Here is a 15809-nt window from a genome sequence, read left to right on the forward strand (position 1 = left end):
TGCGGCGATAAAATTAGAAGGCAGGCACATCGCGCAACTCCAGGGCATGGATTTACCTAGGCGCTCTTGCTCGGTGGGTTGCGACGCGGACGCCCTCGCCGTCGCTGTACGCAAGCGGCCGGTTGGCGCGCGCGACTCGCGTCACCAAAATATCTCGCGAGAGCTATGGCTGCTTTCGCATCGCGAAGCTCTTTACGTTCTCTGCGAGAGCGCAGAACATTGGCGATGAACAGTGCAGCAGCGACCTAGACAAGCAGGCATTGCTTCGAGAAATAATCGCCGACCGCAGTCCATAGAAACTATGGTGTCATCCGTGTCCCAGGACCTCCTCATTGTCGCTTCAATTGCGTTCTCCGCCGCGATCGCCTCTCCCATCGGAAGCTTGATCGCGATTTGGAGCAGGCCAAGCACCTTGTTTATGTCGGCAGCTCTCGGTTTCGCTAGCGGGGTCCTGTTGGCGACTATCACTTTCGAGATGCTGCCGAATGCGCTGGAGCTCGCCTCGCTGACTCTCGTGGTCTCCGGGTTCGTCGTGGGCTTTGCCGCCATCTATGTGTTTGACCTCACTATCCACCGCGGAGTGCTCGTCGGCGAGAAGGCCGAGCAATACACGAAAGTAAGGCGCTTTCATTTAACGCATCGCCCTTTCGGAGACGAAGTCACCGTCCTCGCCGGCGGCACGGGCGCCGAGGAATTGATTGAAGGGTTGAGCATTGGAATAGGGTTGGCCATCAAACCTGATCTAGGACTTATGGTTGCGCTCGCGATCGTCATCGACAATGTTAGCGAGGCGCTCAGCATCGGAGAGATTATTCGCAACGAAATGGGTGGGCGCGGACGCTCGCAGGCGCGGAGGATCCTTGGTTGGACCGGTCTGATCGGCGCTTCGGTGCTCGTTTCTTCGTTCGCCGGTTGGTACTTGCTGCAAGACTTACCGCATCCGGTGCTGGGCTTCCTATTTGGCGCGGGCGCAGGAGGAATGTTCTATTTAACCGTGACCGATTTGGTGCCTGAGGCGGAGGAGCGGCAGTATCAGCAGATCCCCGCTATCACCATGGGGATCGGGTTCATGACTATTTTCGTCCTATCGAGTTTCTTGTGAGCAGCGGCGAGCGTTTCGAATGCGTAACCGCAAAAAGTTGATCGCAACGGGATCCGATCGCCGAATTCGCCGACATGCGGAGTCCGCCTCAGGAAATCCGCAAAAAACCTTATTGTGCTGGTGGCGCTGACAAAGGCCATAAACGACGGCGTCGCCGATCGAGCCAATGCCGATCTGAAGCGTTCCACCATCGGAGATCAACGCAGCGCAGCGAAGCCCGATAGCGTATTGCGCGTCCAACACGGGAAGGCGCGGGACGCCGAACAACGGAAAATCGTAACCGTCAGCTTCCAGAATGTGATCAAAAGCGGTTGCTGGAAGCGCTGCGTCCCCGCCCATATAAGGTAACTCGCTATTGACCTGTCCCACCAGAATAGCCGCCTCGCCGCGCTTGCGTTTTTGCGCAAGCAGTGGAAGCACGTCGAGAGTGATGTCCGGATTGCATGAAAGGCTTAGCAGCGTGTCGGAGCCTGGACGCTGTCTCGCAACAAGCTGGGCGATGACGTTCAGTCCACGATCCATCAAATATTTTGCGGCATCAGTGTAGTTGGCGGATACGTAATTTTGTTGCGCCAGCGGCGCATCGAGCCATTCTCCCGCGAATAGAAAAAACTCGTTCACTTCGATGTTCGACGGAAGCGCGTTGTTTCGCAGCGCCTCGACATAGCTCAATTTTGGATAGCCCGAGAATAGGCGCGCATTCAGCGGTTCGATGAAACGCCGCTCCAGGTCGCTTTTCCAGCGCAGCGGATCGAGCGTGAGAGCAGTAAAGATACGTAAGCGGATGCTGCGATCCGCGGCCGCCCGCGCGTAAAGTTCGTTGGCGACATGGTTCGCCTTGCCCAAACCAAGTGGCAGGCCAAGGACGATATCCCTTCCGACTTCCTCAAGGATACGATTGGCGAGCGAGCCGACGTTGTCGTGGAAGATGGTCAAATTGGCGCGTCCAGTTTCGACCAGCCTTCGTCGGGCGCAAAGCGCGGACCATGCTTCCTGGACAGTTCGCGCAGCGCCGAAACAACATTTTCGGCGCCGCGCGTCGTTGCATAGCGCAGCGGCCCGCCTCGGAATGGCGCAAAGCCGGCGCCGAAAATCATCGCCGCATCGATGGTCTCCTCATCCTCGGCAACGCCCTTACGTAAACATTCGACACAGGCATTAACAAGAGGAAGCAAAAGACGATCGGCGATGCCTTCAGCAGGTTCTGGTGCGCTGATCTTTTTCGGCTTACCGTCGGCGTAATTGTAAAAGCCCTTGCCAGACTTGCGACCGAGCTCGCCTCTTTCGACCTTCTCGCGCAGCAAGGACGGCGCCTTCGGAAGAGATTCGACCGACTCTCTCAGCCTGTCCGCCACATCCAGACAAATGTCGAGGCCGACATGATCGGCGACTTCGACCGGCCCCATCGGCATGCCAAAGCGCTCTGCGGCTTCGTCGATTGTTTCTGCATTAACGCCCTCGTCCAACATCACGAGGGCTTCGAGCAGGTAGGGCGTAAGCGCGCGATTGACGAGAAAACCAGGGGCGCTGGCAACCGGTGCGGGGAGACGGTCGATCCGGCCGCAGAATGCTCGCGCCCTTGCAAGCGCCTCATCGCTCACAAGATGATGGCGGACGACTTCGATCAGCTCGAGGCTGGCTACGGGGTTGAAAAAATGTAGGCCAACGAGCCGCTCGGGCCTGTGCAGCACGTCACGCAGTTGCTCCAGCGGAATGCTCGAGGTGTTCGTCGCCAGCACGGCGTCATCGCTCATGCGCGGCTCGATCGACTGAAAGATTTCACGCTTGAGGTCGATTCGTTCCGGCACCGCTTCAATCACTATGTCGGCGCGACCAACGCCGCAATCTTCGAAATCCGGGATCAGACGATCGAGCGCGTCGCGTCTCTGCGCGGCGGCGTCGAGTCGGTGTGCGAAAAGCTCTTGGGCGCGCTTCATCATTTTGCCGAGCGCAAGTCGATCCGCATCGATGATCGTGACCCGGAGCCCCTTGAGCGCGCACCAGGCGGCGATGTCGCCGCCCATGACGCCTGCGCCGACGACATGAACATGCTGGAGATCAGAGTTGGTTGGGTTGGAGGTCGCGATTTTCTTCAGCTTCTCGCGGAGAAAGAATGCGCGAATGAGATTCTGCGCAGTTTCGCCGAGGAGGAGATCGGCGAATGATTGGATCTCATTTTTCAGCATCGCTTCTCTTCGACCGCCTTCCTGCTCCCACAGCTCGATGAGCTGGTAGGGCGCCGGGTAGTGTTCCGGTCGCACCTTTTGTCGGGTCTTGGCGCGCATAGCGGAGGCCGCGAGCTTTCGCGCCGGCGCGAGTGAAAGCGCGGTCGCTCTCCATCCTCTCCAAGCGCGTTTTGGCTTTGCGGCAACTACCGCGTTGGCGGCCGCCCTGAGATGCCGCTCGTCGGTTACAATGTCTACGAGGCCAAGCGACTTCGCCTTCGAGGCGGAGAGCGTTTTGCCCGTCAACATCATTGTCATGGCTTCGATAGGATCGATCAGTCGCGTTATGCGCGCCGTTCCACCAAGACCCGGATGCAGGCCGAGTTTTATCTCCGGAAATCCGAAACTCGCCCCCCTCGTGGCGATGCGACAGTCGCAAGCTAGCGCGAGTTCGAGACCGCCGCCGAGACAGTAGCCATGTATGACTGCGAGTGTCGGGCAGCGGAGCGATTCCAGATTGCGCAATATAGCGTGCGCCCAATTGAGCCGCGCCTTCAACTCTGTAGCGTCGCGCAACTCACGAAAATCCCGAATATCGGCGCCGGCGATAAAACCGGACGGCTTGGCGGATCGTAAGATGAGACCCCTCGGCAGCCGAACCTTCAGTTCGCCAAGACATTCATCAAGTTCGGAAAGGACCGACTCCGAGAGTGTGTTGACGCTCTCGCTGTTTCGATCCAGCAGCAGCCAGGCGATATCTTCCGCGCCTCGCTTGAGGAGCCAATCCCGGCCGCGCCATGACGGCTCGACGATCGGCCCGAGCTCAAGGTCCCGGGGCTGTAGCATGGACCAGATCTTGCCGACCATGGTCGTTCTCCTTCAGGCGGCTTCGAACAAAATGGCCCCGCCCTGTCCGCCGCCGATGCACTCGGTAGCAACGCCGCGTTTGGCGCCAAGACGCTTCATCGCGTTGGCGAGATGCAATGTGATGCGATTGCCGCTCGCGCCAACCGGATGACCGAGCGCGACAGCGCCGCCATCAACATTGAGCCGATCATGCCCGATAAGCCCGAACGGCCCGTCGAGTCCCAGCCCCTCTTTGCAGTAGGCCTCGTCCTCCCACGCGGCGAGGCAGGCCAGGACTTGCGCCGCAAAAGCCTCGTTGATTTCCCAAAGCCCGACGTCATCACGCGCGAGCCCGTTGCGTTTCAGCATAGCGGTCGCGCAGAGAGTCGGAGCCAGCCCCATGATCGAAGGATCGAGCGCCGACCATTGCGAGTCGACGATGCGCGCGAACGGCGCGAGCCGATGTTTGTCGACCGCGGCTTCCGAGGCGAGGATCGTCCACGAGGCGCCATCGGTGATCTGAGAGCTGTTTCCCGGCGTGACCTGGCCGTATGGTTTCTCAAAAGCCGGCGAAAGCTCGGCCAGTTTTTCGACCGATGTATCTGGTCTAACGCCGTCGTCCTTCTCGTAAAGATTCCCTTCTCGGTCAACGATCGGGATCACCTCGCCCTTAAGGAAGCCAGCGTCCTGCGCTTGCGCGAGGCGCAGGTGACTTGTCACTGCATATTGATCGGATTGCTCGCGGGTAACGGAGAAAAGATGAGCAACGACCTCTGCGGTTTGTCCCATATTCAAATTGACGATCGGATCGGTGAGTCCGCGCTTCAGTCCGACAATGGGCTTGAAAAATCGAGGTCGCAATTCGGTCAACCGCTTTGCTTTATTCCGTACGCTCTTTTCGATCGAGAACCGTCCGAACCAGTCTGTCGCGTCGCGTCTTATGACCAGCGGCGCATGAGAGAGAGCCTCAGCGCCGCCGGCGAGGATGATATCGGCGGACCCATCCTGAATGTAGCGAAAGGCAGTTTCGATGGATTGCATGCCCGAGCCGCAATTAATTTGCACCGTAAATGCGACCATCTCTTCGCCGAGCCCGAGCCGCAAAGCGGCAACGCGCGCTGGATTGACTTCGTCGGCGATCACGTTGACGCAGCCCAGTATCGTTATGTCGATGGCTTCCGCCACGGACGGCTGGCGCAACAATAGCGGTCGGCCGCATTGGACGGCGAGATCGACGGGTGTAAACGGGCCCGGCCGGCCGCGCGACTTGAGGAATGGCGTTCGCGCGCCGTCCACGAGATAGACGCGCCGCTTCATTCCGCCGCGCGGTCGCGCCTCTGTTGTGCCCCCGGCCATTGCAAGCGATCCTCTTCTATGAGCGGCGACAGCTCTCGCGGTTCGAAGTCGTCCACGGCGATAACATCAAAGACGGCAGACTCCGCCGTCCGCAAGCGCTCAGCCTCGTTTTCCTCGATGACGCCTTGTTGCAGACCGTCTTCGATCGAGTCGAGCCTTGCTTCGCGTAGCCTTCGGCGCAGCCGCTCCGTTTCGATGGTCAGGTCGAACGCCCGCTCAAGTTGCGCAACGGCATCGCCGCTACATCCTCTGAAAACATCGGCGGTGAGCCGCTCGCGCGCCTCGCTCGGCCGCGTCAGGATGGAAGCGCAGCGTCGCGCCAGATCGTCCGATGGTCCAAGTCGCTTCGCGCCGAACGGCTGAATGATGAGTCTTGCCACCCGCGCGATAAATCGGTTGGGCAAATTGGCGAGCGTTTCGACGAGATGGTTTTCGATCCGGCAAATCCCCGCCGCGACGCAATAGTCAACGAGAGGCTCGTCGGATTGGCGCCGACCTTCGTCATGAAACCGTTTGAGCACAGCCGACAGGAAATAGAGCTCGGCCAGAACGTCGCCGAGTCTCGCCGAGATCATCTCCCTGCGTTTGAGCCGGCCGCCAAGCGTCAGCAAGCTAAAATCGGCCATCAGAGCGAACGACGCGGCATATCGGGATAGCTGCCTATAATGATGTGTCACGGCGCCCGCGTTCGGAGCGGGGCCGACAAGACCTCCGCTCCAGCTAAACAGCCATGCGCGGCCGAGATTGGAAAAGAAACGACCGACATGGCGCCAGAGCGCTCGGTCGAACCGTTCGAGCCCTTTGTCAGGATCAGCCAGCGCGAGCATCTCCTCGAGAAGATACGGGTGGCTGCGGATCGCCCCCTGTCCGAAAATAATGAGGCTGCGCGTCAACAGATTTGCGCCCTCGACGGTAATGGCGATCGGCATCATCCGGTGGAGATTGCCGAGATAATTTCTCGGCCCATCCATGATGGCCTTCCCGGCGTGAATATCCATCGCGACGGCCACCGCCTTGCGCATGCGCTCGGTGGCGTGAGCCTTCATGATCGCCGATATGACAGCGGGCTTGTAGCCCTGGACCAAGACGGCGCAGGTCAGCCGTCGCGCCGCGTCGATTTCATAGGCCGTGGCGGCAAGATAGCCGAGGCGATCTTGCACGGCTTCCAACTCGCCGATGGGGACCCCGAACTGTTCCCGAATTCGCGCATAGGCGCCGGTCGAACGGGCGGTGAAAGCCGCCGTGGCCGCCGCTAATGACGGCAAGGAGATTCCACGCCCGGCGGCCAGGGCGCTCATCAGCATCTTCCAGCCGTCGCCGATCCGATCCTTGCCGCCGATGATCCACTCGAGCGGCGCAAAAACGTCGCGCCCGCGATTGGGGCCGTTTTGAAAGGCCTGAAACGCCGGCATATGCCGTCTGCCGATCTCGACGCCCGGCGTATCGGTGGGCACAAGCGCTATGGTGATGCCGCGATCGTCGTCGCCGCCGAGCAAACGATCCGGATCATAGACCTTGAAAGCGAGACCAAGCACGGTCGCGACAGGACCAAGCGTGATATAACGTTTACCCCAGTTCAGCCTCAGACCGAGCACACGCTCCCCGTGTTGCTCGCCATAACAGACGATCCCTGTGTCCGTCATGGAGGCGGCGTCCGAGCCGGCCTGCGGACTGGTCAGGCAGAAACATGGAATCTCGCGCCCGTCGGCCAGGCGCGGGAGCCAGCGCGTCTTCTGGTCCTCGGTTCCGAACTCGAGCAGCAGTTCGCCCGGTCCGAGCGAGTTCGGCACCATCACCGTGACAGCGGCTGTGGAACTGCGGCTGGCGATCTTGCGAACCACTTGCGAATGCGCATAGGCGGAAAAACCCAAGCCGCCATATCTTTGCGGAATAATCATTCCGAAGAATTTGTTCTGTTTCAGAAAGGTCCAAACCTCGCCTGGCAAGTCGCGCCGTTCCCACTGGATCCTCCATTCGTCCAGCATGCGGCACAGTGCCTCCACCGGGCCGTTCAGGAACGCCTGCTCCGACTCGCTCAAACTTGCCGGCGGCATAGCGAGAAGTTTGCTCCAGTCCGGCGCGCCGGTGAACAGTTCGGCGTCCCACCAGACATCCCCCGCTTCTATTGCGTCGCGTTCAGTGGCCGACATTTCCGGAAGAGAGCGGCGCGCCCAGCTGAAGATAGGCGCCGAGACCAGTTTGCTCCTGATAGATACCTGGCTCAATTTTCATGCCCACTATCGCCGCGCCAGCAGTCCGCCAGTTTCAAGACCGCTTTGTTGTGGATGCGGCAATTGATTTCGTAACGTGGCGATCCTTACATGGCGCACGCGCAAAGCCTGACCACCCCGCAGATCCGCCATCATAATCCCTCTAACCTTTATTGCCGCGCCACACGCACCGAGCATCTCTCGCGCCTCACGATGAGGCCCCCGATCAGATATGCGGCCACGCTCGGCCGATGCGAACCCAAGACGATCAGATCAGCGCCCACTCATCGCTCTCGTTCCGCGGCGCCGCCATAGACGCAAACTGTCTTGATATTGACAAATTCCTTGATGCCGTACGCTGAAAGCTCTCGACCGAAGCCGCTCTGCTTGACGCCGCCGAACGGCAGACGCGGGTTCGAGCGCACAGGCTCGTTGACGAATACGCAGCCGCTGTCGATCATCTCAGCCGCGATACGCTCACCTCGCGCAAGGTCGCGAGTGATGACGCAGCCGCCAAGCCCCAACTCCGAGTCGTTGGCGGCCAAGATTGCCTCCGCTTCGTTCTTTACTGGAATGATTGCGGCTACGGGACCAAAGGTCTCCTCGTCGAAGGCGGGCATCCCCTTGCGCACGTCGGTCAGGATGGTGGGCGGATAGTAAGCGCCGGGTCCGTCGGGGATTGAGCCACCCAGCAAGCGGCGCGCGCCCCTGGCGAGGCTAGTCTCGACTTGTCGGTGAAGGATGTCGCGCAAATCGTGGCGCGCCAGTGGTCCAAGTTCCGTATCTTCGCTGAGTGGATCGCCCATTTTCACCGCTTTCATGCGCTGCATGAAAAGACGCTCAAATTCATCGCGCACCTTGTCGGCTACGATGAAGCGCTTGGCGGCGACGCAGCTCTGGCCGGAATTCGTCAACCGGCCCCTGACGCTCACATCGACAGCGAGTTCGATGTCCGCATCTTCGAGCACGAGATAGGGGTCACTTCCCCCGAGTTCGAGGACAGATTTTTTCAGCATCGCGCCGGCCTTGCTCGCGACGGCTCGGCCCGCAGGGCCGCTGCCGGTAAGAGTCACTGCGCGAACCAACGGATTCTCGATGACGGCGTCGACCCGCACACTTCCGATCATGAGCGTGCGGAACAAGTGTTCCGGAAAGCCGGCGCGGCGAAACACATCCTCGATAGCCAGAGCGCAAGCCGGAACATTGGACGCATGTTTCAAAACGGTCGCGTTGCCGGCCATCAGGCAAGGCGCGGCGAAACGGAAGACCTGCCAGAAAGGAAAATTCCATGGCATGATTGCCAGCACAACGCCCAAAGGGTTGAAGGTGACGAAACTCTTGACGCCGTCCGTCACCATCTGCTCCTGCGCCAGGAAGTTTTCGGCGTTTTTCGCGTAAAAGTCGCAGTTGAGCGCGCATTTTTGGATTTCGGAGACCCCATCCTTTATGGGCTTGCCCATTTCCTTCGCCATCAATCGCGCATAGTCTCGCACGCCGACGCGAAGGACATCGGCGGCTCGGCGCATCAGAGTCGCTCGCTCGGGGAAAGGAATCCGACGCCAGTCGAGGAACGTTTCATGCGCTTTTGTGATAGCGTCTTCGACTGCCGCTGGCGTCATTTCCTCATAGGATTGCAATTCCTCGCCGGTAGCCGGATTGACGGATTGCATCGCCATTTGTTCGCCGTCCAGAGTGCTTTCACAGCGTCCGCACGATTTCCTTGAAGCGGTTCCATTCGGTCGCCGGCCAAACCTCGGTCTGGGCGTGGCCAAAGGTCCGGATCAACATCGAAACCTTGCTTGCCGTCTCGATGTCCTTCGCGCGGAAGACATCCACGTAATCATAAGGCCCAAGAATGGCGTAGTTGCCGACCCATTCGACATCGGGGCATTCTTTGCGCACCCGCTCCATCGCTTTACGCTCCAATTGCTCGAGGGCTTGAGGCGATCGCACCGCCTCGGGGCTAAGGCGCGTCAACATGATAAACGTCGACATAGGGATATTTCCTCTTGATTGGCGAATTCAGTATCATCGTGCTGGCTCTTCCTCGGCAATTCGGACGAGCACCACCATGTTGACGCCACTACAGGCGAGCGCCAGTCCGCCATCGGGCGTCGGGGTCATATTGCGGATGACGCCGCCGCCCGAAGGCACGGGCCAACGCTTGAATGTTTCGGTTTTCGGATCGAATCGCACCAGCATGTTCGGCGTAGCCGCCGACTCGGCGTACCAGATGATGTCGTCGACCGCCGTAATCGCGTAAGGTCCGGATTCTCCACCGCCAGGGGAGGGCCATTCGGCGACTTTGCCGGTCGCGGGGTCCAATCTGCCGATATAGCCCCTGGGGTAATCCGAATACCAAATGAGATCGTCGCTGGTTACGGCGATCCGCCGAGGCCTCGCCTGCGAATTTGGCAAGACGAATTCCGCGATCCGCATCGTCTCGGGATCGACACGTCCGATCTTGTTCGAGCCGAATTCGGCGAAGAACGGCGCGCCCTTGGAATTCACCGCCAAGCCATAGGGAAGCGAATCTGCGGTCGGTGACGATACAAGCTTGATCTCGCCCGTCGCCGGAGCGAGACGCCCGATCATATTTCCGCCGATGACGGTGAACCACAACGTTCCCTTCTGATCGAAGACCGGCGTATGCGGGTCGCGAGCCTTCGCATCGGGAAGCGGAAATTCTCGGATGTCGCCGGTTACGGGATCGAGCTTGCCGACGTAACCTTTGAAACTCGCCGTGAACCAGATATTGCCGCTGGAGTCGGAGACGAGCCCATGCGGACCCGAGTTGGTGGTTTTTAGACGGTATTCCCGAAACTGCCCGGTCTTAGGATCAACGCGGCCGAGCAGGTTGGCCAACTGTCCGGTGTACCAGATCGCTCCATCGCTCGTTGCGAGAGGATCGTGGGGGTGCGAACCGGGCGTCGGCACGCGCCATTCCTTGAAGGTTACATGAATATCTCGAACGACGACGCCTGCGATCGAAGCGTCGCTTTGGAAGCTATTTCCAATCGGCGAAACAACGCTCATTGCGACCGCGAGGGTCAGCAAAACTCGCTCTTTGCGGAACATCAGCGTCTTCTTCTTCTCGAGGCCTGTCGAGAATTAGAGCCGAATGTTCCCCTTTCAATCTTGCTGGACTACGACAGCGCCTATGCTGAATTCGCTTCGACTTGCGATTTCATCTTTCTTCGAGTCGGCTTTCCCGGCCACTTATTGGTGATGGTGATCTTGCTCATTCTCTGAGGATTTTCTGATCTCGCTCTCCATCGCCCGGAATTGCTCAGCGGACAGTCGAGGCAGGCGCCGAACGAAGGCCACAATATTCCATATTTGCTCATCCTGATGCGTGGGCCCGAATGCGGGCATTGCGGTCATTTTGACGCCATTCTTGATGATCCAAAACAGCTCCGCGCTGCTCCATCGCTCTGAAGTTTCGGCGAGGTTCGGAGGCTCCGGTCGCAGGCCTTTGCTGATGTAACTGCGCTCTTTCCCCGGCGCGCTGTGGCAAATGACGCACATTTCGTCATAATTCTTAAATCCCTTTCTCGCCTGATCCTCGCTCCATGTTTCCCGCAACTCGTTACCCGCATGGGCCCGCACCGAATTACGCATCGTCCAATTCAAAATGACGCGCACCAAAGCCGTATGAGGTGCGATTGCGGCGACGTTGTAAACGCCGCTGACGATGACGAGAAAAGCGCCGAGCGCGCTGACGATGAACGCTGTCACGAAACCCGCGAGAAACTTCATGCACGCCTCCCCGACAGTCACTTTTCAAGTGGCGTAGCGTACAAATCTAGCGGCTGACGCCGCAGAATCTACGAGGATGCCGTTGATGGGCGGCGCCCCGACTGCGCGAGCATCCTTCCGGTTGCTGCAGGAATGGCCGGTGCAGCAAGGGTTAAGGCGGCAGTCGCCGCGTTGCGCCCGGTTCGCTACTGTCGTCGGCCATTATCTCCACGAGAACCCCGGATTCTTCCATTACCCGTGCTGCCGCAGTTCGACGACACGTCAACGATCTGATCGAATATCTCCGCGCCAATCGCCCTGCACTTTCGAGCTATGGACGGAGACTCCATGATCGACAGTCGATTTCAGCCGCCTTCGTCGAAAGCGCGGTCAACGAGATCCTGTCAAAACGCATGATCAAGAAGCAACAAATGCGATGGAACCGATGGACCGTGCAGCCTCGTGCTGGAGCCATTGACGACCAGATCATGGCATATCTGCGCAAGGGCGACAGCCCGCGCCGCGACGTCGCGCATCCAAAGTTCGTGGTCGAGCAACGGATCCGGATCGCAAATGTCCCAGCTGGCGTTCACACTCGGCTGCCTGGCTACCTGCGGGGGCGAAGCGGTAAAGTGGCGCAGGTGCTCGAAGGCGACTACGCCTACTTCTGGCACACCGGCGACGGCATCGGCGATCCGATGCCCGTCTACATCGTCGAGTTCACGCCGGCGGAATTGTGGGTCCGCGCGCCAAACTCGGCGCGCGGATGCTTTACGCCGAACTGTTCGAGGCATACTTGGAGGAGCCATGAGCAGCCAGTTCGCGTATCCGCAGGACCGCGAGAAGTCCAGCGCGGCCAAAGTCGCTGCGCTGGAATCGCTTCTGATCGAAAAGGGCGTCATCACGCCAGAGACCGTCGACAAAGTGCTGGCCTACTCGAATCGGAGATGACGCCGCTCAACGGCTAGCAGATCGTCGTGCGGGCGTGGACCGACGCCGGCTTCCTGGCCCGGCTGCTGGCCGATCACGATTGCCGAACTCGACCTGCCCGAGGGAATGGCCGGCGCCGAGGGTGAGCACCTTCGGGCGGTCGCCAACACGCCCGGGTGCACAACTTGATTATCTGCTCGCTCTGCTCGTGCTTCCCGTGGCCGAAGGTGATCGACGAGCGCGGATTGCTGACGACGACGGCATCGGTCCCCAACCTCCCACAACGGCCAAGACGCTAAGAGCAAGAAGCGGGATGCGCCAAGCGTATCGGCGGCCTCGGTCAGCTCAGCCGCCCGCGGCGGTTCTCGGAAATACTCGTCGATATCTATATCGTCGCGGCCACAAGGGCGAGGAACGCCCCCAGCGTAGCCCACGCCGGTGGCGCGCGACGCTCTCCCTGCAACGCCTGCGCGATCCGCGGGAAATCCTCGTAAGAGAAGGCTGATGATGTCGTAAGAGTAAGAGAAAGCCTGTTGATGTCCCTCCCCTCCGTGACATCCGCTAGGCTTCTAACGCGAGGCTCGCGACGTGCGCGCTCGATGTGTGTGTTAGTGTCTGTGCGCCAGCCCATCATCAATTCCAAAGCGGAAGTCAACGATGCCTCCAATTCCGCGATATCGCGCTCAGGCAGGTCAAAACCCTCTCGCGATGTTTCTTTCTGCGGGTATCCGCCCTTTCTTCCTTTTTGCCGCACTCTGGGCCGCCGTCGGGCTGCCGCTCTCCATCGCCTATCTGGAGGCGGCGGCCGAACTGCCAACACGTTTCCCGCCTTCTATCTGGCACGCGCATGAAATGGCCTTCGGTTTTGGCGGCGCAGTCGTCGCGGGCTTTTTGCTGACCGCGATTCCAAACTGGACCGGTCGGATGCCCCTGCAAGGTGTCCCGCTCGCCGGCCTCGTCGCCCTCTGGATCCTCGGCCGCATCGCCGTCCTGGCTTCGAAAAGCGCGCCTGCGCTTGTCTCGGCGGCGCTCGACCTCGCGTTTCCGGCGGTCTTTATCTTCGTTGTTGCGCGCGAGATCGCCACGGGGCGGAACTGGCGCAACTTGCCCATGGTTGCGGCTCTCGCGCTTCTCTTCACCGGGAATTTGCTTACGCATCTCGAAGCGATGGACGTTGCCTCAACGGGCGCCATCGGGGCTCGCGTCGGCGTCGCCACCCTCGTCATGCTCATCGCCCTCATCGGCGGACGCATCACGCCGAGCTTCACCCGCAACTGGCTGGTCAAGAATTCGCCAGCTGGAGTCGAGCCAGCGTCCTTCGGCGGGCTCGATCGTTTCGCGCTGGCGGCGACGCTCGTCGCGCTAATCGCCTGGGTCGCGTTCCCCGAAGCCGGACTTACGGCGGTTCCGCTCATTGTCGCCGGCGCGGCGCTCTTTCTACGTCTTATCCGCTGGCGCGGCGTCAGCACGCGGGCGGAACCGATGCTTTTCGTGCTGCATCTGGGCTATGGCTGGGTCCCGTTGGGCTTCCTGCTCATGGGCGGCAACGAACTATTGGGGGTCACCGCTCCTGCAGCGCCTCTACATGCGCTCACCGTGGGCGCCATCGGAACAATGACGCTCGCGGTGATGACCCGCGCAACGCGCGGCCACACCGGGCGCCCGCTCGTCGCAGATCAGTGGACGGCCGCGATCTACGTCGCCATAACATTGGCGGCCATCCTGCGCATCGGCGCGCCTTTCACGGGCGAGCACTACGTCACAGCCCTCGCGGTCGCCGGCGGGATGTGGAGCCTGGCGTACAGCCTCTTCGTGGTGCTCTATTTCGGAATGTTGACGACGAAGCGCTTGCACCCAACGACGTGAAGGCGAGTTCGAGGCAAGGCCGACCAAGCTGGCGACGTTTCTCACCCAAGCGCAAACACGCCAAGCGGGAGGTGCGTGCGTGCGATGCTATAAATGAAAAGAAAAGCCGCGATCGCGCCAGCCATCGCCGCCAACCGCAACTTGAACGCCTTGGCGCGAAGCGCCCAGTAACCGAGAAAAATGTAGAGCGGCAGCATGACCGCCACCTTCATGGTCAGCCACGCGTCAACAAACGGGTATTGACGCGTGACGGCCGTCAGCATAAGGGCAGCCGTGAAGAGCACGGCGTCGATCGCGTAGGAGGCAAGCCGCGCGAGCAGCGACAGTGGCCATGACGCCGCGAGCAAGTTCAAAGCGAGCGCGCGCATAGGGTAGAAGCCGCCGCTCGCGAGCGCCGCCGCGATGTGGACAGCGCGGATCTCGAGGTAATAGGCTTCCATGCGAGTGGCGGATCACGCCACGCGCCTCACCGGCCCCGCCTCCAGTTCCCTGTCCTCCTTCTCCACTTCATGAGGCTGCCGGCGCGGCCGGAGCCACAGGCTGACGACGAACCAGGCGAAGGCCAATGCGCCTATTGAGAAGACGGTGTCGCCTGGCACGCGCATCCATACCAGAAGATCGACGATCGGCTGCTGCATGAACTGCTCAGAGCGGGCGTACCAATAGCCTTCATTGATCGCGGCAAGGAGTTGCAGCGTGCCTAGCGGCAGGAGCGTGAACAACGCCATCATCGCCAGCCCGACGTTGAAGCACCAGAAGCTGATGCTGAGGATCTTCTCGTTCCAGACGAGTTCGGGCATCATGCCGCGCAGGCAGAACAACACGAGGCCGATGCCGAGCATTCCATAGACGCCGAACAGCGCCGTGTGACCGTGCAGCGGGGTCAGGTTCAGCCCCTGCATATAATAGAGCGAGAGCGGCGGGTTGATCAGGAAACCGAACAGACCGGCTCCCACCAGATTCCAGAAGGAGACAGCCATGAAGAACAGCACGGGCCATTTATAGCGTTGCATCCAGGGCGTGGCGCCGCAGAACCGCCAATGCTCATAGGCCTCGAAGCCGATATAGGCGAGCGGCACAACCTCTAGCGCGGAGAAACTGGCGCCAAGCGCCAGCACCGACGTCGGAGTTCCGGCGAAATAGAGATGATGGAGCGTGCCGATCACGCCGCCGGCCATAAAGACGATCGTCGCGAACAGCACCGCCGAAGTTGCCGGCTGGACTGCGATCAGGCCAAGGCGGGTGAACAGGAAGGCGACGACGGCGGTGGCGAACACCTCGAAAAACCCTTCGACCCACAAGTGAACTAGCCACCACCGCCAATACTCGACCATCGACAGATGCGTATGCTCGTTCCACATCAGCCCCGCGCCGTAGAACAGGCCGATCGCAACGGTCGAGAGGAAGAAAAGAGCGACGATGGAGCGCGACTCATTTTTTACCAGCAGCGCCGGCCACAATGCGCGGCCGACGAGGATGAGCCACAGCACCAGGCCGATAAAGAGGAACCACTGCCAGAAGCGCCCGATATCGGCATACTCCCAGCCCTGATGCCCGAACCAGAAATTGCGCTCCAATCCCAGCCGTTGCATGACC

Annotated in this window: 12 protein-coding genes and 2 pseudogenes; 4 read left to right on the forward strand and 10 right to left on the reverse strand. The window is 60.3% G+C overall.

Annotated features, from left to right (window positions below; all coding sequences use genetic code 11):
- Positions 1-313: 313 nt before the first annotated feature.
- Positions 314-1102: a ZIP family metal transporter gene (locus NEI07_RS17540; RefSeq protein WP_256036353.1), complete on the forward strand. Its 789-nt coding sequence runs from the start codon at positions 314-316 to the stop codon at positions 1100-1102.
- Here NEI07_RS17540 and NEI07_RS17545 read toward each other — a convergent pair.
- From NEI07_RS17545 to NEI07_RS17580, 8 genes are all read right to left on the reverse strand, one after another.
- Positions 1085-2038: a hypothetical protein gene (locus NEI07_RS17545; protein ID WP_256036354.1), complete on the reverse strand. Its 954-nt coding sequence runs from the start codon at positions 2036-2038 to the stop codon at positions 1085-1087. The genes NEI07_RS17540 and NEI07_RS17545 overlap by 18 nt on opposite strands.
- The gene (locus tag NEI07_RS17550) at positions 2035-4134 is read right to left on the reverse strand and encodes a 3-hydroxyacyl-CoA dehydrogenase NAD-binding domain-containing protein (RefSeq protein WP_256036356.1); all 2100 of its coding nucleotides are present in this window, start codon (positions 4132-4134) and stop codon (positions 2035-2037) included. The genes NEI07_RS17545 and NEI07_RS17550 overlap by 4 nt, the downstream gene beginning before the upstream one ends.
- A 12-nt stretch (positions 4135-4146) precedes the next feature.
- On the reverse strand, positions 4147-5430 hold the full coding sequence (locus tag NEI07_RS17555) for an acetyl-CoA C-acetyltransferase (RefSeq protein WP_256036358.1): 1284 nt from the start codon (positions 5428-5430) through the stop codon (positions 4147-4149).
- Positions 5427-7694: an acyl-CoA dehydrogenase gene (locus tag NEI07_RS17560; RefSeq protein ID WP_305123917.1), complete on the reverse strand. Its 2268-nt coding sequence runs from the start codon at positions 7692-7694 to the stop codon at positions 5427-5429. Before NEI07_RS17560 ends, NEI07_RS17555 begins: the two co-directional genes overlap by 4 nt.
- A gap of 269 nt (positions 7695-7963) precedes the next feature.
- Positions 7964-9355 (reverse strand): NAD-dependent succinate-semialdehyde dehydrogenase, encoded by a 1392-nt coding sequence (locus NEI07_RS17565; protein WP_256036361.1) that lies wholly within the window; start codon positions 9353-9355, stop codon positions 7964-7966.
- Between the two features lie 22 nt (positions 9356-9377).
- Positions 9378-9674: a GYD domain-containing protein gene (locus NEI07_RS17570; protein ID WP_256036363.1), complete on the reverse strand. Its 297-nt coding sequence runs from the start codon at positions 9672-9674 to the stop codon at positions 9378-9380.
- Positions 9675-9707: 33 nt separating this feature from the next.
- Positions 9708-10715: a Vgb family protein gene (locus NEI07_RS17575; RefSeq protein ID WP_256036365.1), complete on the reverse strand. Its 1008-nt coding sequence runs from the start codon at positions 10713-10715 to the stop codon at positions 9708-9710.
- 183 nt (positions 10716-10898) lie between these two features.
- A complete protein-coding gene (locus tag NEI07_RS17580) occupies positions 10899-11438 on the reverse strand; it encodes a c-type cytochrome (protein ID WP_256036366.1) in 540 nt (179 codons plus the stop codon).
- 467 nt (positions 11439-11905) lie between these two features.
- On the opposite strand from NEI07_RS17580, the pseudogene NEI07_RS17585 reads away from it, so the two are divergent.
- From NEI07_RS17585 to NEI07_RS17595, 3 genes and pseudogenes are all read left to right on the forward strand, one after another.
- Positions 11906-12157, forward strand: a pseudogene (locus NEI07_RS17585) (SH3-like domain-containing protein); the annotation flags it as partial.
- 67 nt (positions 12158-12224) lie between these two features.
- Positions 12225-12571, forward strand: a pseudogene (locus NEI07_RS17590) (nitrile hydratase subunit alpha); the annotation flags it as partial.
- A 484-nt stretch (positions 12572-13055) separates the two neighbouring features.
- A complete protein-coding gene (locus NEI07_RS17595; RefSeq protein WP_256036367.1) occupies positions 13056-14213 on the forward strand; it encodes an NnrS family protein in 1158 nt (385 codons plus the stop codon).
- Between the two features lie 41 nt (positions 14214-14254).
- Here the strand turns inward: NEI07_RS17595 and NEI07_RS17600 are convergent, their stop codons facing one another.
- Together NEI07_RS17600 and NEI07_RS17605 are read right to left on the reverse strand one after the other, a co-directional pair.
- Positions 14255-14653 carry a SirB2 family protein gene (locus NEI07_RS17600; protein ID WP_256036368.1) on the reverse strand — a complete coding sequence of 133 codons (399 nt, stop codon included), beginning with the start codon at positions 14651-14653 and terminating at the stop codon, positions 14255-14257.
- Positions 14654-14665: 12 nt separating this feature from the next.
- The coding region (locus tag NEI07_RS17605) for a cbb3-type cytochrome c oxidase subunit I (RefSeq protein ID WP_256036369.1) at positions 14666-15809 on the reverse strand (1144 nt) is incomplete at its 5' end.

It is taken from the genome of Methylocystis suflitae, from assembly GCF_024448135.1.
GTDB lineage: Bacteria > Pseudomonadota > Alphaproteobacteria > Rhizobiales > Beijerinckiaceae > Methylocystis > Methylocystis suflitae.

Excerpts from the sequence above, each read along its gene's own strand:
- NEI07_RS17550 (WP_256036356.1), bottom strand. The coding sequence starts at position 4,134 with ATGGTCGGCAAGATCTGGTCCATGCTACAGCCCCGGGACCTTGAGCTC.
- NEI07_RS17555 (WP_256036358.1), bottom strand. The coding sequence starts at position 5,430 with ATGAAGCGGCGCGTCTATCTCGTGGACGGCGCGCGAACGCCATTCCTC.
- NEI07_RS17565 (WP_256036361.1), bottom strand. The coding sequence starts at position 9,355 with ATGGCGATGCAATCCGTCAATCCGGCTACCGGCGAGGAATTGCAATCC.
- NEI07_RS17570 (WP_256036363.1), bottom strand. The coding sequence starts at position 9,674 with ATGTCGACGTTTATCATGTTGACGCGCCTTAGCCCCGAGGCGGTGCGA.
- NEI07_RS17575 (WP_256036365.1), bottom strand. The coding sequence starts at position 10,715 with ATGAGCGTTGTTTCGCCGATTGGAAATAGCTTCCAAAGCGACGCTTCG.
- NEI07_RS17580 (WP_256036366.1), bottom strand. The coding sequence starts at position 11,438 with ATGAAGTTTCTCGCGGGTTTCGTGACAGCGTTCATCGTCAGCGCGCTC.
- NEI07_RS17595 (WP_256036367.1), top strand. The coding sequence starts at position 13,056 with ATGTTTCTTTCTGCGGGTATCCGCCCTTTCTTCCTTTTTGCCGCACTC.
- NEI07_RS17600 (WP_256036368.1), bottom strand. The coding sequence starts at position 14,653 with ATGGAAGCCTATTACCTCGAGATCCGCGCTGTCCACATCGCGGCGGCG.